The sequence below is a fragment of the Aliamphritea spongicola genome, assembly GCF_017051665.1.
In the GTDB taxonomy this organism is placed as follows: Bacteria; Pseudomonadota; Gammaproteobacteria; order Pseudomonadales; family Balneatricaceae; genus Amphritea; species Amphritea spongicola.
The window spans coordinates 370,198-392,930 of record NZ_JAFIDL010000003.1 but is presented as its reverse complement, the minus strand read 5'-3'; the positions used below and the strand labels follow the sequence as shown (position 1 = coordinate 392,930).

At 50.4% G+C, this 22,733-nt stretch carries 20 protein-coding genes; 5 read left to right on the top strand and 15 right to left on the bottom strand.

The genetic code is table 11. From position 1 onward, the window contains the following. Positions 1-23 precede the first annotated feature (23 nt). The 7 genes from JYB63_RS11805 to JYB63_RS11775 form a co-directional block, all read right to left on the bottom strand. The gene (locus JYB63_RS11805) at positions 24-1,097 is read right to left on the bottom strand and encodes a maleylacetate reductase (protein WP_205658049.1); all 1,074 of its coding nucleotides are present in this window, start codon (positions 1,095-1,097) and stop codon (positions 24-26) included. A gap of 259 nt (positions 1,098-1,356) precedes the next feature. Continuing rightward, entirely contained in the window at positions 1,357-2,202 is an 846-nt protein-coding gene (locus JYB63_RS11800; RefSeq protein ID WP_205658048.1) for a dioxygenase family protein, read from the bottom strand. A 156-nt stretch (positions 2,203-2,358) separates the two neighbouring features. Beyond that, positions 2,359-3,351 carry a TRAP transporter substrate-binding protein gene (locus tag JYB63_RS11795; RefSeq protein ID WP_205658047.1) on the bottom strand — a complete coding sequence of 331 codons (993 nt, stop codon included), beginning with the start codon at positions 3,349-3,351 and terminating at the stop codon, positions 2,359-2,361. Positions 3,352-3,376: 25 nt separating this feature from the next. Beyond that, on the bottom strand, positions 3,377-4,669 hold the full coding sequence (locus tag JYB63_RS11790; protein ID WP_205658046.1) for a TRAP transporter large permease: 1,293 nt from the start codon (positions 4,667-4,669) through the stop codon (positions 3,377-3,379). Then, complete coding sequence (locus JYB63_RS11785) at positions 4,666-5,184, bottom strand: TRAP transporter small permease (RefSeq protein ID WP_205658045.1); 519 nt, start codon at positions 5,182-5,184, stop codon at positions 4,666-4,668. The genes JYB63_RS11790 and JYB63_RS11785 overlap by 4 nt, the downstream gene beginning before the upstream one ends. Before the next feature lie 58 nt (positions 5,185-5,242). Continuing rightward, positions 5,243-6,262, bottom strand: a complete 1,020-nt coding sequence (locus JYB63_RS11780) for an amidohydrolase family protein (protein WP_205658044.1) — start codon at positions 6,260-6,262, stop codon at positions 5,243-5,245. Positions 6,263-6,953: 691 nt separating this feature from the next. Beyond that, positions 6,954-7,448 carry a MarR family winged helix-turn-helix transcriptional regulator gene (locus JYB63_RS11775; protein ID WP_205658043.1) on the bottom strand — a complete coding sequence of 165 codons (495 nt, stop codon included), beginning with the start codon at positions 7,446-7,448 and terminating at the stop codon, positions 6,954-6,956. A gap of 598 nt (positions 7,449-8,046) precedes the next feature. On the opposite strand from JYB63_RS11775, the gene JYB63_RS11770 reads away from it, so the two are divergent. From JYB63_RS11770 to JYB63_RS11755, 4 genes are all read left to right on the top strand, one after another. Beyond that, entirely contained in the window at positions 8,047-9,033 is a 987-nt protein-coding gene (locus JYB63_RS11770) for an XdhC family protein (RefSeq protein ID WP_205658042.1), read from the top strand. Beyond that, entirely contained in the window at positions 9,030-9,629 is a 600-nt protein-coding gene (locus JYB63_RS11765; RefSeq protein ID WP_205658041.1) for a nucleotidyltransferase family protein, read from the top strand. The genes JYB63_RS11770 and JYB63_RS11765 overlap by 4 nt, the downstream gene beginning before the upstream one ends. Positions 9,630-9,713: 84 nt before the next feature. Continuing rightward, positions 9,714-10,202, top strand: a complete 489-nt coding sequence (locus JYB63_RS11760; protein WP_205658040.1) for a (2Fe-2S)-binding protein — start codon at positions 9,714-9,716, stop codon at positions 10,200-10,202. Then, entirely contained in the window at positions 10,199-12,442 is a 2,244-nt protein-coding gene (locus JYB63_RS11755) for a xanthine dehydrogenase family protein molybdopterin-binding subunit (RefSeq protein ID WP_205658039.1), read from the top strand. The genes JYB63_RS11760 and JYB63_RS11755 overlap by 4 nt, the downstream gene beginning before the upstream one ends. A 262-nt stretch (positions 12,443-12,704) precedes the next feature. Here JYB63_RS11755 and JYB63_RS11750 read toward each other — a convergent pair whose 3' ends face one another. The 8 genes from JYB63_RS11750 to JYB63_RS11715 all read right to left on the bottom strand — a co-directional run bounded on the left by JYB63_RS11750 (position 12,705) and on the right by JYB63_RS11715 (position 22,069). After that, the gene (locus tag JYB63_RS11750; protein ID WP_205658038.1) at positions 12,705-13,418 is read right to left on the bottom strand and encodes a UTRA domain-containing protein; all 714 of its coding nucleotides are present in this window, start codon (positions 13,416-13,418) and stop codon (positions 12,705-12,707) included. 81 nt (positions 13,419-13,499) lie between these two features. Further along, positions 13,500-15,887, bottom strand: coding sequence for a DNA polymerase II (locus JYB63_RS11745; RefSeq protein ID WP_243431947.1), 2,388 nt, complete (start codon positions 15,885-15,887; stop codon positions 13,500-13,502). 10 nt (positions 15,888-15,897) lie between these two features. After that, positions 15,898-16,899: a diphosphomevalonate decarboxylase gene (mvaD, locus tag JYB63_RS11740; protein ID WP_336510879.1), complete on the bottom strand. Its 1,002-nt coding sequence runs from the start codon at positions 16,897-16,899 to the stop codon at positions 15,898-15,900. Continuing rightward, complete coding sequence (locus JYB63_RS11735) at positions 16,886-17,806, bottom strand: mevalonate kinase family protein (RefSeq protein ID WP_336510878.1); 921 nt, start codon at positions 17,804-17,806, stop codon at positions 16,886-16,888. The genes mvaD and JYB63_RS11735 overlap by 14 nt, the downstream gene beginning before the upstream one ends. Next, positions 17,799-18,836 (bottom strand): mevalonate kinase family protein, encoded by a 1,038-nt coding sequence (locus JYB63_RS11730; protein ID WP_205658037.1) that lies wholly within the window; start codon positions 18,834-18,836, stop codon positions 17,799-17,801. Before JYB63_RS11730 ends, JYB63_RS11735 begins: the two co-directional genes overlap by 8 nt. Continuing rightward, positions 18,823-19,989 (bottom strand): hydroxymethylglutaryl-CoA synthase, encoded by a 1,167-nt coding sequence (locus tag JYB63_RS11725; protein ID WP_205658036.1) that lies wholly within the window; start codon positions 19,987-19,989, stop codon positions 18,823-18,825. The genes JYB63_RS11730 and JYB63_RS11725 overlap by 14 nt, the downstream gene beginning before the upstream one ends. Before the next feature lie 2 nt (positions 19,990-19,991). After that, positions 19,992-21,035, bottom strand: coding sequence for a type 2 isopentenyl-diphosphate Delta-isomerase (gene fni, locus JYB63_RS11720; protein ID WP_205658035.1), 1,044 nt, complete (start codon positions 21,033-21,035; stop codon positions 19,992-19,994). Further along, entirely contained in the window at positions 21,035-22,069 is a 1,035-nt protein-coding gene (locus JYB63_RS11715) for a hydroxymethylglutaryl-coenzyme A reductase family protein (protein WP_205658034.1), read from the bottom strand. Before JYB63_RS11715 ends, fni begins: the two co-directional genes overlap by 1 nt. A 337-nt stretch (positions 22,070-22,406) precedes the next feature. Between JYB63_RS11715 and JYB63_RS11710 the strand changes: the two genes are divergently transcribed. Continuing rightward, the gene (locus tag JYB63_RS11710) at positions 22,407-22,733 is read left to right on the top strand and encodes a hypothetical protein (protein WP_243431946.1); all 327 of its coding nucleotides are present in this window, start codon (positions 22,407-22,409) and stop codon (positions 22,731-22,733) included.

Here is a 22,733-nt window from a genome sequence, read left to right as displayed (position 1 = left end):
GGCGCTATCGAATGCTTTACGACCTAGTCCACAGTTGGACGACGTCCATGGAAGGCATCGTCCAGAAGGCGACGAATGCTTTCACGGGTAACGGGTTGTGGGTTGTAGTAGGGATTACGGGTAGCAATATCAGCAGCCTTATCCAGATCTTCTTCGGTCATACCGAGTTCGGACAGCGTCATTTTTGCTCCAATCGCAATATTCAGATCAAATAACGCACTTGCGGCATCTGCGCTGCTCTCAACACCCAGAGCCTTTGCAACTCTTCCAATCGCATCAGGTGCAGCCAGTGTGTTATAAGCTGTAACGTAAGGAATAATGATGGTGTGCACTTCCGCATGCGGCAGGTTGAAACTTCCACCCAGGGTATGGCAGAGCTTGTGATGAAGGGCCATGCCAACAGCACCTAATGATGCACCGGCCAGCCATGCACCGTAGAGAGTATCGGAACGTGCGGCGATATTTTCCTGCTGTTTCACCGCTTCTTCTAAGCTTCGACCGATGGCACGAATACCTTCTTCAGCCATCATCGACGTTATCGGGTTGGCGTTTTCAGCATAAAGCGCTTCAACACAGTGCGCAATTGCATTCATACCACTGGGACCCGTAATAAAATCAGGCAGCGTCACCAGTAATTCCGGATCGTAAATAACCGTCCGTGGTAACACCTTCAGATCACGCCCCGTGGTCTTTACTCCGGCTTCAGTTATCCCCCAGATCGGCGTCATTTCTGAACCTGCGTATGTAGTTGGCACCGCCAGAATAGGCTTACCTGTATCCAGAGCAATAGCTTTAGCCAATCCTATGGTTGATCCGCCACCAACAGCAATCGTGCAGCCCGCGTTCATATTCTTTGCCGCTTCAATAGCGGCTTTTGCGGTTTCTGCCGGAACATGCATCACAGCCTGATCAAATACGCCGGCAGAAAGCTCCCCTAACTGATCAGAAAGACGATGCGCCGCTTTACTTTGCGTAGGAGTTGCCAGCACCAGCGCCTTCCCTGCATTCATCAACTGCACTTCGCTGGCAATCTGAGAATGACTGCCAGGCCCAAAAATTACCCGACCGGGATTAGCGTTATACACAAAAGGATTCATCTCAGTTTTTCCTTATTCACTCACACAAGAACGGCTAAAAACGCTCAGAGTCTGTTTTATTTGACCTGTTGTCTCATGCTTCCACATGCGATCAACGGATGTTACTTGGAACTGCTGTATTTCCTGCACGGCAAAGCGGTCAGTAAGAACTAAAAGCACTCTGATATTCTTCTACTGAACACAACATACCGCGCGCCGGTAATACCTGTATGGCGCATGCTGATGACTCCTGCCCCATACTGGCAGGCAGTCATGCGATTTAATCTGAGGTGACTTTCACCAGTTTGAAATCGAAACGGGAATGCCAGACGGACTCTCCGTCTACTCTGTCTATAGGGGCTATAAGGCTGTCTTTAACACCGAAAACAGCATCTGAAGTCAGATAAGGGTCGTCACCTAAAAATGTATGGGTAATGACATCTTTATAGCCGTCTGCAGTGACCAGGAAGTGCATATGTGCAGGCCGATATGGATGCCGGCCTAATGCTTCCAGCATTTTTCCAACAGGGCCATCATTTGGAATCGGATAACTGACCGGCTTAATACCGAAAAAGCTGTAGGTACCGTCCGGACCGGTTTTAAACCGGCCACGATTATTCCATTTCGGTTGAATATCCGGTTGCTGAATATCGTAAAAACCATCGGCGTTATCTGACCATGCGTCGATACAGGCGCCTTCAATCGGATTACCGTCCATATCCACCACCCGGCCTTCGAAATGGCAGCTTTCACCTTTCTCATCCAAACAGATGGTATCCCCCATTCGCAGCCAGGGAGCACCTTTGACATGAAACGGTCCCAACACAGTGTTTTCAGTTGCCCCTGACGGTCTCCGGTTATTGATTGCATCAACGAGCATCGAAAGCCCCAGCACGTCACTGAGTAAAATGAATTCCTGCCTCTCTTCAGTACACAAATGCCCTGCAGCAGTTAAAAACCTGATCGCCTGATCCAGCTCATCCTGAGTCAGTTCAACTTCTTTTGTAAACGCATGCAGGTGTTTTACAAGACTCGCCATTACAAACTTAAGTCTGGGATTTATATTGGCATCAACCCGTTCATTCACGGCTTCAACGGATTGCTCTTCTGTAAAGTAGGTCGACATTTCAAATCCTCATACTTAGCTGAGCAAAAACTTACCTCAGCCGTTTAACAATAACCGGAAGTTCACTCAGTGCGTGGCTCCACGGATACCCGGACTTCCAGTCCCAGTATCCATGCCCTTGAGTGCAAGTTCTCGCAGACGGCTACTCTGGAAAAATTACTTTAACAGTCCGTTCAGAGCCTCGACTTCTGCCGACAGGACTGTGTTATTTTCAATCAACCCTGCTGTAGAGCTGGCAATGACTGCCTGTAAAGACTCCTCAGCATCCGGTGTCAGCGGAGTTAATGAGCCACCATTTGCGGTCCATGCATCTGCGGCACGCTGCACATCACCAAGCCCCCAGTTAACCGCCTCAGATTCAACTTCATGTGCAATATTCTGAAGACGTTCACGAGTCTCATCAGGAAGGTTATTCAGCCAGTTACTGGATGTTGCGACGGTCACGATAAGTGGCCAGCTGTCAACCATTGCCATATAAGGTGCAGCGTCGTAGTAACGAAAAGCTGCGGCAACTGTTGGCGCGGCTATCACTGCATCAATCGCCCCTGTTTGCAGCGCAGGCATAACCTCTGATAACGGCATCGGCACCGGTGTTGCACCCAGCGCTTTCATCGGCTCAATCTGAAAAGGCGTGCCAAGCACCCGCACTTTCAGACCCGCCAGATCCTGCAGCGACTTAATTGGCTTTTTTGAAATGATCGAGTTTGGACTGTGAACAAAGGTCGAGATTGGCTGAATATTACGAGTGTTGCCGTAGTTTTTAGCTCTTTCCCTGAATACATCAGATGACAACAGTTGCTGTGTCTTGGCCGGATCTTTAAAAATGGATGCGACATCAAATGTCTGGAACCGGGGGTCTACCTGACTCAGAAAGGCAGTTGCTGTGATAAAAGACTCGATCGTGCCGAACATAACCCCTTCTACCATTCGGGGAATTGGCCCCAACTGGCTGGCCGGGTAAAGTTCAACAGCAACGTCCGGCAACTCTTTGCTGACTCTGTCTTTAAACATCATCTGATACTGATGTTGAACATCATTCAGCGTTGCTGAAGCAAACTTCAGTTTCTGCTCTTGTGCGACAGTAGGTAAACCAAATCCCAAAACAGCACACCCAAGAATACAGCTCAATAGTTTCCGTCGAATGTTCATTTTTCTTATCCTTATTATGATTAATTTATGCCCTTGCAAACAAAAAGTTTGGTAAGGCTGTTGATAATTCGGGAATAAAAGTCACGATTGCCAGCGCCAAAAGCTGAACAATAAGCACGGGAATAACGCCACGTAAAATAAGGCCTAGCCGCAAGCCAAGTGCTCCCTGCGTGATAAACAGGCTCAGTCCGAAAGGCGGTGTCAGAAGGCCAATTGCAAGGTTAAGTGTCATGATGATGCCAAGGTGTACAAGATCGACACCTGCAGCAGCCATAATAGGCGCCAGTAATGGAGTTACGACCAGAATTGCGGCAATCGGATCCAGAATGGCTCCGAGCAGAAGCAAAGCAACATTTATGATAAGCAGCAGTACCCAGGGGGAAAGATTAGCCTGAGCGATCCAGCCCGCAATTTCCTGAGGCACCTGATTAATCGTTAACACCCAGGAAAAAACGCCTGCTGCGGCTACAATAATCATCACCTGAGCGGTTAAAAAGGCTGTTTTTTCTGCACAGGTCAGAACATCACGCCAGTCCAGATCACGGTAAACCATGCTGGCAATGATGACCGCTGCCACACAGGCAATACCCGCAGCTTCGGTTGGTGAAAAAATGCCCCCGTAAATACCGCCCAGAATAATCGCGGCCGGTACCAGCGCAAAACCTGCCCTGCGGATACTTACCCACAGCGCCCCCCAGTTAAATGGCCGGCCATCTCTGATTCCGTAAACCCGGGTCTGGATAATTACCAGTGCAGACATGAGTACAGCAACCAGTAATCCGGGAAGAATACCTGCTGCAAACAACCGGGGAACGGACTCGTTTGCTGCGACCCCATAAACAATGAGTGGAATTGAAGGCGGTATCAACACACCGATAGTACCGGCTGAAGCCAGCAAACCTGCAGATACCCGATCCGGATAACCTGACTGACGAAGGGTTGGTAACAACAAACGGCCAACGGTTGCCACCGTCGCCGGAGCAGAACCTGATATAGCGCCAAAGAGCGTCGTTGTAGCAACGGTTGTTAAACCAATCTTGCCCCGAACCGGCCCGGATCCCTCATCAACGAAGTCAACAATACGCTTTGCGATAGAGCCACGGGACATAAGCTCACCGGCAAAGATAAAAAACGGAATGGCTAAAAGCGCAAACGATTCAACTGAGCCAAACAGTGCCTGATGCAGGGCAATATCCGGAACATTACTGAAGAATACAAGTGTAATTGCGGCAGTTCCCAGCAATACCACATATATAGGAAACCCTAATACAAGCAGCAGAACCGGAGAAATTGCTAATGACCAATCAACAGCTGTCATTGACCCTCTCCTTTTCCTGACTTACCAAAGAGCCCCCGCAAACCAAACAACAATGTAATACAGGCTGATAATCCGAAGCCAACGGCAACAGCGCCATGAGGTATCCACATAGGAATGTTCGCGGTAAGACTGGTTTGAGCAAAACTTTTAAGTTGCAGCGATACGGTGAAAGCAACCCAGGCAACAAAGCCTGCCAACACCGTAATCGCCAACCACTCAAAACAACGTAGATATCTCTGCAGACGCACAGGAGTCATATCAACAAACATCGACATACTCATGTGCTGATTACGGAGAGAGACCAGAACAGTTCCCAAAAAAACGATTCCGATCATGAGATAAATCAGAACTTCTTCAGCGCCAATAATGGCACTCCCAAAGACATAACGTCCGACAATGTTCGCTAAATTCAAAATGACAGCTGCGATAACCATGCATCCGAGTAAGCGCTCCAATACACGCATAACCAGCCCGGATAATTTTCGCAGTTTTAACAGTGGCATCAGTTTTGTCATTGTCTTTACCTTCGCTTCCTGAAATACAGTCAATCAGTCTGAATATTAGCTAACAGACCTATTTCACAAGCGACAGTTTTTCGGATGAAACACCCAGAACATCTTCTAACTGAAACAATTCAATCGCATTCTGGCGACCGATCTTATGCAAATCACGCTCACTGATACTGGCTGAATCGAACCAGTTCGCCGCATGATCTACATTTTCAAAAGGCCAGTCTGTGGAGAACAGAATCCGGTCAGAACTGATTTCCATCATGGCATCGATCAGCGTTTGTGTTCTGAAATTGCCTGAAGTGGTCAGATAAAAGTTTTCATTAAAGTAATCGGCGATCGCCCGTTTGGCAGGGTATCCCGGTGTGGTTTCTACCCATGCATTGCGATTATCAATTCGCCACATTGAATAAGGCAGACCTTCTCCCATATGCCCTAATACGATTCGCAGCCCGGGGTACTCATCAAACAGTCCTGAACCAATCAGACGCAATGCATGAACAGCCGTTTCCTGTCCAAACGCCCAGGTTGGCCCCATCAGCCAGGAGTGTCCTTCATAAATCTTCGAATGTTGCGGTAAGGGATTACGCGGATGCAGATAAAAAGGCACACCCAGCGCTTCAACCTGCTTCCAAAATTCCCGGTATTGAGGCAGGTCGTAGTAAAGCGGTTCATCACTGCCTTCCACCTGAGAAAAACCGTTAACCAATGCACCACGGAATCCCAGTTCCTTAACACAGCGGGTTAACTCTTCAGTAGCAGCCTCAGGATCCTGCATCGGCAACGCCGCAAATCCCTGAAAGCGATCCGGGCGAAGGCTGACCTGCTCAGCAAGATAATCATTAGCACGGCGGGCAACATCGATTGCATGAGAAACATTCGGAATGGCCTGCACGGCAGGAGCGTTCAAAGACAAGATAGACATTTCAATGCCATGCTTATCCATTTCAGATAATCTGCGATCATGAATATCCATCAGACGGCTACTGAGTTCTGTCCAGTAACTGTCTGGCACAAATCCTGCTGAATCCTGCAATGTTTCACTAATAGCGAAATGCTCTTCGAGCGCAATTTTTCCCAACACAGCCATTCTCCTGATTTTTAGTATTTACAGCTTTGTAATAATTTATTTGTTGTAAACATATAATGTCATAAACAACAAAGTCAAATGAATTCTGTCGCCTCTCTTAACAAGATGAAGAAAGGAGCAAGGGAATTTTGTGCAGATAAGAAATTTTAAAAGGAGAAGAAAATAAACGTTAAATAATTGAAATTAATGAAGTATTGATAATGATCAACTGAGAGAAACTGCATCCTTCCTGTGCAGAAGAACAGTCCAATTACCCAGTCATATTATTCCTTCAAAGTGCTGTACCAAAAAGTATGATTAAAATCAAATAATTATTTAGACAAATCAAAAAATAAATTTGATGAATACATATTGGTAAACACAGTCACTTTTAGACCAGCTATGCCCTGCTTTTCTCACATGACGGTTAAAAACACAGGCTGAAAACCACCTGAAGAAAGCCACAAATTATAAAATGAATGCGCTTTAAGTGCTGAGACATGAACACACTGTGAGTGCAGCATAATTAAGCCAGGATCATGTACAGGCCTTGTTACAGCTCTGGGATTAATATCCAGGAAAAACTTCAGGTGTTGGCAAGAGACCGTCACAGCAGACACAGTCGCGAAGAAGAAGAAGAAGAAGAATACCCAATGGCCGGGTGCATCGGGTATCTGGTAAAGAAGTATACGTCCGGGCCTGACACTCAGCCCACAATTTCACCCCGGGCCTTCTGAAGAAGAAAATCCAGTTGTTTGAGCTCGGACTCCGAAAGAAGCTCAAACTGAGACCGGTGAATTTTCAGAAGCGGTTCATCAATGGACTGAAGAATCTTCGCACCTTCGTCTGTCAGAACGGAACGTACAACTCTTCGGTCCGCTACGTCAGGTTTCCGGTCAACCAGGCCGTCACGCACCAGCCGGTCCATGAGCCTTGTTACATCTGCCCGGGGATCCGTCATTTGCTCACTGATCTGAGAGACCCTCAACCCTTCGGATCCTCCACGCCGAATAGAACGCAGAACGTTATATTGCTTTCCTGAGAGTCCAAACTCCGCCAGCAAATCCGAGACATGCTGACCCATCACTTGTGCGGTGCGAATAAGGTTCAGATAAGCATGCTGCGCAGGGACATACTGTCCTGTCTCTTCAATTACGAGGTCAGGGGTTTGAAATACTTTGTCGTTATTCTGATCTGTCATTTGATCCACATATCTGTTTTTAACAATATACGTTCAAGCTGTATAATTACATAATCATACTTACCACATATCAAATCAAAAACCCAATATTTAAGATCCGCTCTGCTTTGAAGCCGGACCTAAATGCACTTCCGGGCACCCGCTCGTAGTTAAGAGGTTCCTCAAATCGCAAGGCTGGATCAGCTTCATCCTGTCAATACTGCGCCCTCTTCACTTCAACAACTAAGTCAGGCTTTATTCTCTTGTGTTTTTATGCCCTATATAAAAATACCTATAACCACATTCTCACTTCAGACTTCCCACTTCCGGCCTGACTCAAAGCTCAAACTAAAACGATTAACTTAAGTAAATTCAGTCAGTTATAACTGCTCTGCCTGCATCCCTATAAATAATTCTCTGTTGCAGTTACAGCCACAGACGTTGCCCGCCCCTCTCTGATTAAACACAAAAAAATCTCATCAGTTGCTTATCCATGATTTCAAATGGGCTGGCAAAGCTTGACTTATACGTTTTAGACAATATATGTTTATAACACATAAATAATAAATAAAAGGCCCGCACATGTATCAAACAGCCTTTAAAAATTGCGTACATCACTATGAGTAACCAACTTTCTTATATGCTGTCTGCCTGGCTAAATAGCGAAGCCGGTACTGAGTGGGTTTTGGGTACGGTTTATAAAACCGAAGGATCTGCATATCGCAAAGCAGGTTCCATGATGCTAATTAACAGCCTTGGTCAACAGTTCGGAATGCTAAGCGGTGGTTGCCTGGAATCAGATATCATGCGCAACGCACGTAAAGTCATGGCTACCCTGACCCCGGCTACCCTGATCTACGACAGCACAGACGAAGATGATCTTTCTTTCCAGCTGGGTATCGGCTGTGGAGGCAAGGTATACATCATGCTGCAACCCTTACATGCTGATAACGATTTAAATCTGGGTGCAGTAGCCACAGCACTCAGACAAAGAATATCTGGTACTTACCATCAAAAAATTGGGTGTACAGAAGCATTCTTTCAACCCGGCGAACCTTGTCCGACGGTGCATGGCCACATCAAAGAAGGTTGGTTAATTACCCCTATAACCCCTGAGCCTCATCTGCTCGTCGTCGGTGGCGGCATTGATGCAATCCCGATAGTTCGAATAGCCAAAGAACTTGGCTGGCGAGTCACCCTCGCCGATCCAAGACCAGCGAATGCAAGAGTTGATAAGTTTCCTCATGCAGACACGATACTCCGTGAACTGGGCACTAGCCTAAAACGTTATATCACTGACACCCGTGTCGATGCCGCAGTATTAATGTCACATAACATTGATCTCGATGCGCAAGCTTTACTTAATATTCATCTCTGCGGTCTTAAACACATCGCCCTGTTGGGACCACCCCACCGTTATCACCAGGTGCTTGAACGGGCAGCGCTCAGTGAGTCCTTACTGGGATGTCCGGTCTCAGGACCTGCCGGGCTGAAAATTGGCGGCCAGCTTCCCGAAAGCATTGCGCTTTCTATTCTCAGCGAATGTCATGCGGTATTGCATTCACAAGCTGCAAAACCTCATCTCAGATCAGTGGCTGCCAGATGAATGTCGCATGCCTGTTGCTGGCCGCTGGCGGCAGCTCCCGCTTCGGAGGGCGGAAACAACTGGCCTCCGTTGAGGGCCAGCCAATGATTCAACGCGCGTTGGAACAGCTAACACCGGTATTTAACCAAGAGGTTTACACCGTCATCGGCGCCTACCGGAACGAAGTCAGCCCTTTACTTGCCGGACGTTGCCACGTCATTGAGCATTTAACCTGGAACCAGGGTCTTGGTTCATCAATTAAAACAGGCGTAAACACCATCATCCAACAGAGCAACTATGATGGCATTTTGATCGCTCTAGCCGATCAGGTCAGGCTAATGCAAAGCGACTACTCAGAACTCCTGTCCCGGTTTGATGGCACAACAATAATTGCTGCGCATTATTGCGGTAAAAACGCAGTCCCCGCCCTGTTTCCGACACGCTTTTTCTCAGAACTTCAGAACTTAAATGGTGACTCAGGCGCACGCTGTTTGCTGGACCGCTACTGCAACTCAGTCACAGCGGTTCCACTTCCGCAGGCTGAAACAGATATCGATACCAAACAGGATCTGATTCAGCTAACCACCAATTATCTGTATCTCAACCAACCTGAATAAGGGCACTCAATCACTACATAAATAAAAGAAAAGATCGGTGCATTCAACAATCTGATCATCAAAAATAACTAGGATGACTATGACATGACCACATTTAAATTAAACGGTAAGCAGGTATCAAGCACAGTTGCTGACGATACACCGCTACTTTACGCACTCAGGGGTGACTTCGAGCAGAATGGCCCGAAATTTGGGTGCGGCGTTGCTCAGTGCGGCAGCTGTAGCGTTCTCGTTGAGGGTAAAGTCGTACGCTCTTGTGTAATGCCAGTTTCCGCCATCAAAAATAAAGAAGTAACCACTCTGGACGGACTGGCCGTTTCGGACAGTCAACTTCACGCTCTGCAGCAAGCTTTTTTAGATGAACAGGCAGCGCAGTGCGGTTATTGCACTAACGGCATGATTATACAGGCAAGCAGCCTGCTTAAAGACAATCCAAAAGCAAATGATGATGAAATTCGCCAGGCGATGAGCGGAGTTTTATGCCGCTGTGGGAGTCAGGCACGGGTCTTAAAAGCCATTAAACGTGCCCAGGGTGCAGATTTGGGAACAAATGTAGGAGCAGCAGACTTATGAGCAGTGTTAACGCATCTGATTTTTCCAGACGAAAATTCCTTAAAGTAGCAGGCGGCCTGACAGCCAGCTTTATGCTGCCGGTTACCTTCCGTGGTGCACAGGCTGCCGACGCAAAACTTCCCTGGATCACAACCAAATATCCAACTGTTGATGCCTGGATCCGAATCAATCCTGAAGGAAGTGTGTCCGTCTTTTCCGGCAAAGCGGAATTAGGACAGGGTGTTCAGACCGCTATCTGCCAGATTGTCGCCGAAGAACTCGATGTCGACATGAACCGCGTGCAGATGATCAACCCCGATACATCTCTCTCACCAGAAGAGTTTTACACCGCGGGAAGTGTATCGATAGAAACAAGTGGCATGGCAATTCGCCACGCCAGTGCTGAGGTTCGCGATTACCTGCTGGATATGGCCAAAGTCACAGCCAATATTAATAAAGCAGATGCCACTGTTATAGACGGTGAGATTACCGGTACCAACGGCGCTAAAACCAGTTACTGGTCACTGGTTAACAATAAAGCAATCGACATTAAAATGACCGGCAAAGTGGCGCCAAAAGATCCTTCCACTTACAAACTTGTCGGTAAGCCCCTCCCACGTATTGATCTTCAGGATAAACTGACAGGAAAAGAAGGGTTTATAACCGATATTCGCCTGCCTAATATGGCCCATGGCCGCGTTGTACGTCCGGCCCGGCCCAACTTTACCTTACGTAAAGTAGCAACAGCTGATGTTAAAAAAATGCCAGGAGTTATTTCTGTTATTCATGATGGTAGCTTCCTCGGCGTTGTTGCTGAGCGTGAAGAACAAGCCATCACGGCAGCAAAAGCACTCAGCCAAAATGCAGAATGGGAAGGTCCTGCACTGAAACCTGTCCACAGTGATTTGCCAACGCAAATTAAAAACCTGCCAAATACAACAGAGACATTCTTTGAAACAGGCGATGTTTCCCAGTCCAAAGGCCGACAGATTTCCGCCGCATATTATCGCCCTTTTATTGCTCACGCATCCGCATCACCTTCATGCGGCATCGCTCAGTTTGAAGGTGATACTCTGACAGTCTGGTCTCACACCCAGGGCGTATTTCCGGGGCGCCGCGATATGGCCTTCGCGCTTGGCATGCCCGAAGAAAAGATTCGTTTTATTCACGCTCACGGTGCTGGCTGTTTTGGCCACAACGGTGCTGATGATGTCGGCATGGATGCCGCGTTATTAGCACGTGCTTCAGGCCGACCGGTCAGGGTAATGTGGTCACGGCAGGATGAGATGGCACAGGCCCCCTGTGGCACGGCAATGCGGATGGAATTAAAAGCGACAATCGACAGCGCATCTAAAATTACAGCATATGAACACGATGTATGGACAGGTGTTCACGGTGCCCGTCCGGGATTACAGTTTTATATGGATGCAGGCAAAGGCACAGCTTATCTGCCCATGTGGCACCTTAATAAGCCGGTGAAACGCTACGATATCGTTGATATTCCGCCAAAATTTGGCGGCGGCGGTGAACGCAATGCAAATCCGATTTATGACATACCTAATACCCGGGTCATCAAACATCTAATCCCGGAAATGCCACTCAGGGTTTCAGCACTCAGAACGCTGGGAGCACATGGCAATATCTTCGCCATGGAGTGCTTCCTTGATGAAATTGCTTTGGACCTGAATGAAGACCCTGCTGCATTGCGTATACGTCATCTTACCGATCCACGTCATAAAGCCGTGATTGAAGAAGTCGTTAAACAATCGGGCTGGACAGGTCAAAAAGGCGGTAACGGTAAAGGCCGTGGACTGGCATTCAGCCGCTATAAAAACCGTGCAGGTATGACAGCAATCGTTGTCGATGTTGACGTCGACTTAAAAACAGGCGAAGTATCTATTGAAAAGGTTACCGCTGCTGTAGATGCCGGCCAGGCAATCAATACCGACGGTGTAGCGAACCAGGTTGAAGGCGGTATTATCCAGTCCCTAAGCTGGGCATTGATGGAAGAAGTTACTTATAACGAAGATGCCATCACCAGCTTAGACTGGACCGGATACCCTATCTTAAAACTGGATAACACACCGACAGTCGATATCTATGTGATTAACCGACCGGATCAGGCTCCGCTTGGTGTCGGCGAAGTATCACAGGGGCCTGCGTCTGCAGCACTGGCGAATGCAGTTTTTGATGCCTGTGGCGCACGTATACGTGAACTGCCTTTACGGCCTGAAAAAATCAAAGCCGCAATGAATAGCTAAGCGGCAGAATTGTTGCTCCACATTACGGAGCACCTAGCAAAGCCTGGTTCTTTACCGATGTTATGGAGGGTTCACCCAAAATTCATCACAAAGGAGTCAGGCTTTTTTCATAACTAGCCCTTATCCACAGGCCTCTGAATCTTTACCAAACCTCATTCAGAGTAACAGACAAAACAATTTAACATTCTGCTTACTCAGTTAATGACTTCAAACGAATGAAATTATCTGTCCCTGAGCAGAGTCAGCTCGCAGCTGCAGAACTTTATCCCTCAATATTCACCACCAGCTTGATGGCATCGTGCAACCAGTACTCCCGGTCGAATTCCAGAAAGTCACCGTTTTCGTCATAGCAGAGTCGTTCCAGATACAGGCCGGTGCTGCCCTGATTCACATTAAGAATACTGGCCTCGTCGCCAACCAGTGCCTGGGAGCAGACTTCGATTTTCCGCTCAGCCGGCGCCAACTGGTAGGTTTCCCGCAGCATTTTCCACAGAGAATTGTCAGTGTCCTGATTGAGCAGACCCGGACATTTCAGCGGATTCACATAGTTATGCTCCACCAGCAGGCAGCGGTCATCCACAAAGCGGCGACGTACGAAATGATAGATAGGAGACCCCACCGGCATATCGCACTGTTCTGCCAGCCAGGCCGGTGTTTCGGTAATGATCTTGGTAAGGGTTTCAGTACGGGGAACAAAGCCCTGTTCTGCAACGTAGCGGGTAAAGCCCACATCCCGGCTGGGCTCATAACTGAGCCGTGCCGGAGTAACAAACCAGCCCCGGCGGTTCGAACGATAGATGCGCCCTTCCGCTTCCAGCTGCCCTAATGCCTGGCGCAGAGTGACCCGGGTGGTTCTGAAACGTTCCGCCAGTTCACGCTCTGCCGGTAACCGCGCCTGGCTGCCCAGGCTGTTGGCGGTGATCCATTCCCAGAGCTGATCACGAACCTGAAGGTAAACCGGAGAATTACTGAGCATTAAAGCGGTCCTGCTGGCAAAAAAGGATGATTTAACAATTGCTTGCCATTCTACCAGCAAAGCAGAGCCAGAATAACCGGCCTAGAATAACTGAAACTGAGGGGTCGCCAGGGACTCGAAATCCTGATTCAGAAACACCAGAATGGTATCAATCACCGGCATCAGCTGTTTATCCGCGTAGTGCTGATAGTCAATCGCCGAGGTACGGTAACGGGCCGGTTCCGGGCCATTCACAGTGATCACGTATTCAATGTAAGTACCGGCAGATATCTGATCCGGCTTGCCTTCTTTCGCCAGCTGTTCGCAAAGCTTATGAGCGGCCTGAATCTGCGGCGGTTTGTTTTTCTGGTAATCCGCCAGTGGCCGGCGCAGCCGTTTACGGTAAACCAGTTCATCATCCAGCAGACCTGCCCGTAAATCTTTTAGGACGGCCTGAAGATATTCCTGATAAGGCTGATCCGTAAAGACCTTTTCATACAGTTCCTGCTGCACCCTTCTGGCCAGGGGCGTCCAGTCGGAGCGGACATTTTCCAGACCTTTAAAGACCATCCGGTGACTGCCGTCCGGCTGATACTGAATCCCCGCATAGCGCTTCTTGGTACCCTTGTCGGAATGACGCATGGTCGGCATCAGAAAGCGCTGATAATGGGTTTCAAACTCCAGTTCCAGATGGCAGTCGATATCAAAACGTTCCCGCAGATTTTGACGCCACCAGTTATTCAGTTCAGTGGCCAGCCGTTTACCTTCTGCTTCTGCCTGATCCGCCGGAAAATCATTTCCCAGCCAGACGAATACAGAATCCGTATCCCCATAAATCACTTTATGGCCGAAAGCCTGCTCGATCTGCTCTTTGGTACGGTTGAGAATTTCATGGCCCCGCAGGGTAATTGAGCCGGACAGACGGGAATCAAAGAAGCGGCAAACATTGGAGCCCAGCACCCCATAGAAACTGTTCATGATGATCTTAATGGCCTGCGACAGCGGCGCATTCTGCTCAGCCTTGGCCTGATCCCGGGCGGACCACAGGGTTTCAATGATCGATGGCAGGATACTGTCACGACGGTCAAAGACCCCGTTATTGAAGCCGGGTATCAGACATTCCGGCGGCACTTCGGTACCGGTGCCCTGTGCCAGCCCGTAGGGGTCAACCATAAAGGTCAGAATGATACTGGGATACAGGCTCTTGAAATCCAGTACCAGCACATGTTCAAACAGCCCCGGCACCGAATCCATGACAAAACCGCCGGGCGCGCCCATATCTGCACCGGAGGCATAAACCCGGGCCACATAGCCCTTACGGTGCAGCCGGGGCAGATACTGGTTATCGAAGGCCGCTGCCGAACCACCGATTTTATCCAGTGCCAGCCCGGTTAACCGACCCCGCTCCACCAGATAGTGCAGCAGCTGGGCTTTTTCGAAGATGTCCCAGACCAGCTTACAGTCTTCCAGATTATATTCCGCCAGCAGGCGGGGGTTATCTCTGTAGGTCTGCTGTATTTCTTCGCCACGGTTGAGACCGTCATCCACCTGGTGCCCAAGCAGTTTGCCCCGCTCCAGCAGATGGTTAGCAACATATTCAAGGGAGAAGCTTTCGAACTGAAAGGTGGCCCCTTTCAGGGTATCAATACCGTCGATGACCACACGGCCGGGAATCCGGCAGAACCACTTACCCTGTCCGGAACGCATCACATTCAACGGGCTGTTATCCCGCCCCAGTGACAGGCGTACACCGAGTAGCCGTGCCCGTTCGTAGATCACCCGGAAATCAAAACCAACCACATTCCAGCCAATGAAAATATCCGGGTCGTATTCCCGGGTAATACGCTCAAAGGCTTTAAGTAACTGACGTTCATCCGGTACATAAACCAACCAGTCATCGGCGGGCTGACCTTCTGTTTCAGCAGGCGGTTCGCCGATCATCACCACCTGACGGAAATCATCCGCATAGAAACCAATGGAGAAGATATGATCCGCCCGCATGGTGGTTTCTATATCCAGTGAAAGCATTTTCAGCGGCGGTTTAACGTCCACCGGCTGCAGCCGCATACCCTGTTCGGTCATTACCGCCCGGGCACCGGCCTGAATAAAACGCTCCATCAGATAGCGGTCGACACCCCGGATATCTTCTTCCATCATGCCGATATGAGCGCGGGTCAACCGTTCGATCACCTGCCGCTGTACCGCAAGAGACTGACAATAGAGCCCGTGAACGCCCCGCTGCTCCAGCTCTTTTAACGGCAGATCCGCCAACCGCCAGCCCTGCAGGTCATGCAAAAGGGATTGTATTTCGGGAACATCGTCATCAAAGACAAAAAAGACCACTTCCTGGCCTTTGATGGTGACGTTAAACGCAGCGCTGTTGTCTTTCAGCCAGTAGCTGAAGTCCACGCCGTCCCGGCCGTCATACTGCTGCCGGGTAAGGATAAATCCTTCCCGGCCAGAGGCTAACGACATTGCTGCGCTTTCCATGCAATAACCGTTAGCTGCCAAACGGCGCGATTACCTGCATATCAGGGAATTGCCCGCACACAGCGGCTTCATCGGCGGCGCTGAACAGCACCTTGAGGTTAGGTCCGGCATCCATGGTGAAATACAGGCTTAAGCCTTCAGCACGCAGTTGCCAGATTTTATGCATCGCTGTGACTGAATCGGCCTGCCAGTAAAGCAGTGGCGGCCAGGAAGCAATCATCGTAGCGTGCATCGACAGGGCATTCTGCTCCGCCGTCTGCCCGAGCAATTCAAAGTCATGGCTTTCAATTGCGGCATGTAACTGGCTCAGGTCTGCTGCGGCCTGCATCGGCCAGCTCTGGTAAAGATGTGCCGTCGCAACGGTACGGTTCATTCCGGAACGGGAATCCACCGGTTTCTGGGCCGTGCTGACTTTAATCAGACCAATGCGTAAATCCGGCCAGGCGGTGGCTAAAGACGTCGCCACGCTGTCCATACCGTCTTCCCGCTGCCCCATGTTCCATTCCACGAAACCGTTAAACAGTGAACGGCTGGCACTGCCGCTGCCCATCCGGGCAAACGCAGACTGCAGGGAAAGATCCAGTTCTAAACGGTAAAACTCATTCACCGCCTGCATCAGCGCAGCAAAGCCTGACGCGGATGACGCCAGCCCCGCCGCCGTAGGAATGTTGTTCACCGTTTCCACCCGTACCCGGTGATCGGCGCCCCGGCGGAACATATCTATAAAGGCGATAACCTTAACGGCAAAGCTGTTATCAGCGGCCAGCAGCTCATCATTCAGCACCACCTGATCCTGCCCGCTCTCTGACAGCAGAATCCGGGTTTTACTGCCCAGGTGTGCCAGTGATACCGACAGGCTGGAATTGATCGGCAGGTTTAACTCTGCATCCCGCTTCCCCCAGTATTTACACAGAGCAATATTACTGGGCGCAAAACTGAAGTCTTCCATGCTTTGCGGTAAGACGGTTTCCGGCAGATGTTCAGCGACAACCTGCTGCTTAGTAAATTTCAACACTCACCCCCTGTGGTGACAAACTGACGGGAATTTCCTGATAATCCAGTGCCAGTTCAGGATCCCGGCCTAATGCAAGTACACAGTCTCCCAGCCCGGAGCCGGAGATCTTCGCACCGTAAATAACCGGCGACTGCCGTAATCGGTAGACCAGATCGGATAGCGCCAGATCATTCACGCCCAGCGCATCCATCAACCCCTGATAAACATTCATACACTGGCCCAGTGCTGGCCAGTCCTGCCGGGCCAGCGCGGCTTCAGCATCAAAGGTACACTGCCCCATCAGCCAGTACAGCTTCTGGTAAAGCTCCGGCAAAGCCTGGGTATGCTGTTCTACCTGACGCAGCACCTCAGGGGTGGTGGTCTTATAGCCCACATAATAGAGACTCAGCTCCGGCACCTGCCCTAAAGGTTCGATCTGACAGGGATCAACCGTATAGCCCACTGATGCACCAAAGACACTGGCAGCAAGGTCAGTACCGGAGCCACGCCCCTGTACTTTATGCACGGTAGCCAGCGCTTTACGGAACAGCTCATAGCTGTCGGAGGCTTGCTGGCAATAAGCATCCAGCACAGAGGTTGTGGCAACGGTGACCGCTGCCGATGATCCCAATCCTAAGGTATGACCAAAACCGGCTTCGATCTTCAGATCAAAACCTTTGTGTAATCCGTCCTGATGCTGTTCAACCGCCGCCAGCACAAAGCTCAGCCGGGTGTCCGGCTGTAACTCATCCAGGCTGGCGCTGTACTGTGCCAGCGCGGAATCAATATTAATCACACGGTCATCCCGCGGGGTCAGCGTCACATGAATATGCTTATCCACCGCGCAGGCCAGGGCGCGTTCACCAAACAGCACCGCGTGTTCCCCCATCAGCATAATGCTGCCGGGAGCTGAAGCTCTAATCACTGAGTCGAGCACCGTCGCTGTCCTCTTCTATCGCAAAAAATTCATAGCCAAAATCAGCACACAGGATGGCCAGTTCCGGTTCGCTGATGCCGTATGCCAGCATCGCCCCGCCGCCATCACCACGTACAGCCCCTGCTCCACTGATTTTAGCGGCTCCGCCAGCGGCTTCCACCGTTCGGGCAAAACGGGCAACTCTTTCAGGCACAACACCAATGGTTTCCAGCAGGCGCTGGTTTTCGCGCACGGCAACGCGGGCATCCTGTTTCTGTAATACAGCAGTTTTAATCTGCTCTGTCACCGCGGTAAATGCCTGCCAGATATCAGAACCGCCGAAGCCCTGACGAACCTGTTCAACACATTCGCCAGTGCCGCTCACTGGCCGGCCGGTATTCACATAAAACCAGTTGCCGCTGAGTACCGCATCCGGTACCGGGGAGGCCACACCGTTAAGTGCTTCTACCAGCCCGCCAAAACTGACCGTGGCAGAATCGATAAGCCCGCCCCGGCCATGGCACAGGCGCTCACAATAACGGGTCATTTCAAACAGTTTTTGCTTTGCTAACGACTGCCCGAATTGCGCAGCTGCCAAAGACAGCACTGATGCGGCGGCCGCCGCAGATGAGCCCATACCGGCACCGGCAGGCAGTTGGGAAGAAACACTCAATTCCAGATGGCAGGCAGGATCAGACTCAGGCAAGCACAGCGCCAGGCAATACAACACCAGTTGTTGGGGAGATTGCAGAATCTCAGCAGCGGACAATTTACCCGCCTCAAACTCGGCAAAGCGGTTGTCCAGCAAAGAACGCTGCGCACGGACGTCCACCCAGCTTAAGGTGCCCTGCTGTTGCAGATCCGGTAATGACCAGGAGAGACCCGCGGCAGCATCCGGGCGGATACTGCACTGACTGCGGATGTGGCGCGCCACGGCTAATGCCAGTGCCGGCGCACCATAAACAACGGCATGTTCGCCGCTGAGGATCAGCTTGCCCGGGGCAAGACTTACCGCTGACGCCTGATTAGCAAGCGACATACTCACGCTTATGGTGAGAAATGCTCGCTAAACGGAAACGGCCGGTGGATTCGCGACGACGCTCATGAACGCCTCCGTCGGTTGGCTCCACTTCGTTATACAGACGCAGATATTCTTCATAGGACACCGCATTACGGGCCGCCAGCATCGCCTGGTGACGGGCGCTGTGCAGATACTGCTCATAGCCGGCAACGACCCGACCAGAGAAGAACTCAGCCACACAGCCCGAGCCGTAACTGAAGAAGCCTACACGCTTACCTTCAAGGTTCTGCTTGCAGTTTTCCAGCAGAGACACCAGACCAATGTACATCGACGCGGTATAGCTGTTACCGATGATGCGGTTGTACAGCAACGTGTCTTCCACCTGCAAATCCAGCATTTCAGGGCTCAGCTCGCTCTGGTTCAGCTTAGCCAGATGCTTATGGGCTTTCTGCGCCATGCGGGTAAACGGCAAATGGTAGCAAAAGTGCTGAAAATCGTTGAACGCCAGCGAACTGGCTGTGCAGAAGTGCTCCCACGCCTGCTTCAGCGATTTCAGATAAATCTTGGTTGAATACTTACCGTCCACCAGCGCGGTTGAACGATAGTTCGGACGCCAGAAATCCATCACGTCTTCAGTGTAGTTACCCACTTCAGGATCAATTTCGACCAGACGGGGATTTGCAGTGATCAGCATCGCAACCGCACCGCAGCCCTGGGTCGCTTCACCCGGAGTATCCAGATCATATCGTGCTACATCAGAGGCAATAACCAGGACGCGTTTTTCCGGCTGACGGGCAACCAGTGCACAGGCCATCTGAATAGCGGCAGTGGCGCTGTAACAGGCCTGCTTGAGTTCAACCACACGGCAGTTAGCCGACAGCCCCAGCAAACGGTGTACGTAAACACCGGCTGACTTAGACTGATCAATACCGGTTTCGGTGGCAAACATAACCGTGCTGACAGACTCTGCGCCAACCCGCTCGATCAGTGGATACGCTGCATTGGCGGCCATCGTAACGATATCTTCGTCTGGCGCAGGCATACCCATTTTTTCCTGACCGATGCCTTTGTAGTACTTATCGACATCTATATCACGCACTTCAGCCAACTGCTGAAGATCAAGAAAATAATTCGAGGTGTAGAAGCTTATTTCATCAATACCGACGGACATACCTAATTTCGATCCTCACCCTCACTCAATATTAGAGCCCGGTTCATATATACGCTGTTTATATCCGACATTCCCAGCAGAAACATCGCAGTGGTAAATTCACGCCGGATTTGTTCGATAACCTGGACTACTGCGTCGGCAGATTCCATGGCAGGTTTTAAGAATGGAGTCGCCATGCCACATATCGAGGCGCCGAGTATAACAGATTTAATCATATCAATCCCATCCCTGAGACCGCCGCTGGCAATGAAATCAGCCTGTTGCTGATATGGCTCAGCAAGACGCAGCGCTAGGGGTGTCGGGATTCCCCAGTCCTGAAACTTCAGCCCCAGATCATCAGTATCATTCTGCGCCCGGTGGTACTCAATCCGGCTCCACGACGTACCGCCGCAACCGGCCAGATCAAAATGCTTAATGCCCATTTTCAGACCGGCTTCGATGTCTTGCGGAGACAGACCACAACCGACTTCTTTAAACATCACCGGCACGCTTAACTGGCTGGTCACTTGAGCAATTTTGGCAGTCAGCCCGGAGAAATCAGTATCACCTTCCGGCTGTACTGCTTCCTGCAACGGATTCAGGTGCAGATACAACGCATCCGCACCGAGGCAGTCGACGGCTTCCTGACACTTGGCAACATCAAACCCGTAGTTCAACTGTACAGCGCCAACGTTGCCACACAGCACTGTCGTTGGCGCATATTCGCGCAATTCAAAGCTGACCCTCGCACCCGGCTGGGTGAACATCACCCGCTGGGAACCGACTGCCAGCGCAACGCCGGTCTGCTCTGCCGCAATAGCCAGATTGCGGTTAATGGTGCGGATCAGCTCATGATCGCCGCCGGTCATCGAGGAAATCAGCAGGGGAAAGCTTAATTTTTTGCCGAGAAACTCAACCGATGTATCGATCCGGTCCAGCGCTACTTCGGGCAACGCCCGGTGCTGTAAGTGGATACGGTCAAAGTAACGTCCGTCACGATCTGTCGCGGCATCTTTTTCAATGGCGCGGATATGTTCAATTTTGCGATCGTTGGTCTGATCGGTCATTATCTTTCCATCTTCAGATGAGATTCCATCAGCTCACCGGGATTGGTCTGGGCGGCCATCAGTGAAAGCTCTCCGCACAACACTGTAGCGGCACAGATCGCCGCCAGACGGCGGGCGTTTTCACCCGGCTCACGGTCTTCCTTACAGCCCAGTGCTTTAAGATTATCTTCAACAAACTCAATACCTTTACCGTTACCCACACTGCCCATAATCAGGTTAGGTAAGGTACAGGAGAAGTATAAGTCGCCGTCACGGACTTCCGCGTGCACAATGCCCTGGGAGCCTTCGATGATATTCGCCGCATCCTGACCGGTGGCCAGATAAAAAGCCAATAACATATTTGCATAGTGCGCATTCGCGCTGCGCAATCCGCCGGCAACCATGGTGCCGATCAGGTTTTTCTTGATGTTCAGATCAACCACTTTTTCCGGCGTGGTTTTCAGACGGCGCTCACACAGCTCACGGGGAATCAGAATCTCACTGACAACATACTTACCACGACCCAGAATACCATTCACGGCGGTGGCTTTTTTATCGGAACAGTAATTCCCGGAAATAGAACAGTATTCCAGCTGTGGATATTCATTCAGCAGCCACGGAATCAGCTTGTCAGCTGCGTTGGTCACCATGTTATGGCCGGAGGCATCCCCGGTGGTAAATTCCAGACGCAGATAAATCAGGTTAGCCACCACCTGACTGTGCATATCGATCAGCTTGGCAAACCGGCTGGTCTGGGCCACCACCGCATTCAGATCATCCTGCCGGGACTTGATGGATTGCAGTGCCTGCACCGCCTCCAGCGCATCTTTGGCTTCCAGCAGAATCGACCGTGACATCCGCTCATCAACAATGGTGGTACGGATACCATCAGTCAGCGCAGAAATCCGCGCACCACGGCCAACCGAAGGCCACAGTGGTGTTTCGTAGGTCGCCAGCGGGACCATCAGTTTTTCTTCCAGGATATGCCCGCAGATTTTAAGCGGACCCACCGAGCGCATAGGGATCGGCGCCTGTTGAATTTTATGGGATTTCATAAGCTTTATACTGATAGTTAGATGGTACTAAATTGAAGGATTCCGGCCGGATTAACAGCCAGCACTACCCGGCGTATCCGGGTCAGCCAATTTAAGATGGCGGGATTTTATCGGCCCCCTGCCCAATATGCAATTAGCCGAACGGAACTGACACGCAGATCAGCCAGAATTCATTGCCAGATCAGCATCTTGCAGCCCCTTAACTAACCTCTCATATTGACAAGCTGCTGCTTGACTAAATATTCATCTGCGCCGCATACTTCAGCTTATGATCAAATTAGAGTTATTAAAAGATATCGATATGCTTTACGCAGTGAAGGACAATCAGGGAAATATATTGGCCATCTCGCAATACGAGCAAACCGGTTCTGTACCGGTGGATGTCAGCGACCCGGATGTCATGGATTTTCTGAACCATCAGAATAAGATCCACTCCCCGGAACAGTATCTGAATAATTCTGACGGCAATATCGGCCGTATCCTAGAAGACCTTATCGAACTGCTGATCAGCCAGAACACCATCCGTTTCACCGACCTGCCGGAAGAAGCCCAGCAAAAACTGATGAACCGTAAACTGGCCCGTTCTGCACGCAGCCTGCTGATGGGGGACGACCCGACACAACCCAACAACAATTCTATCCTGCTGGACGACGATACCCTTTAA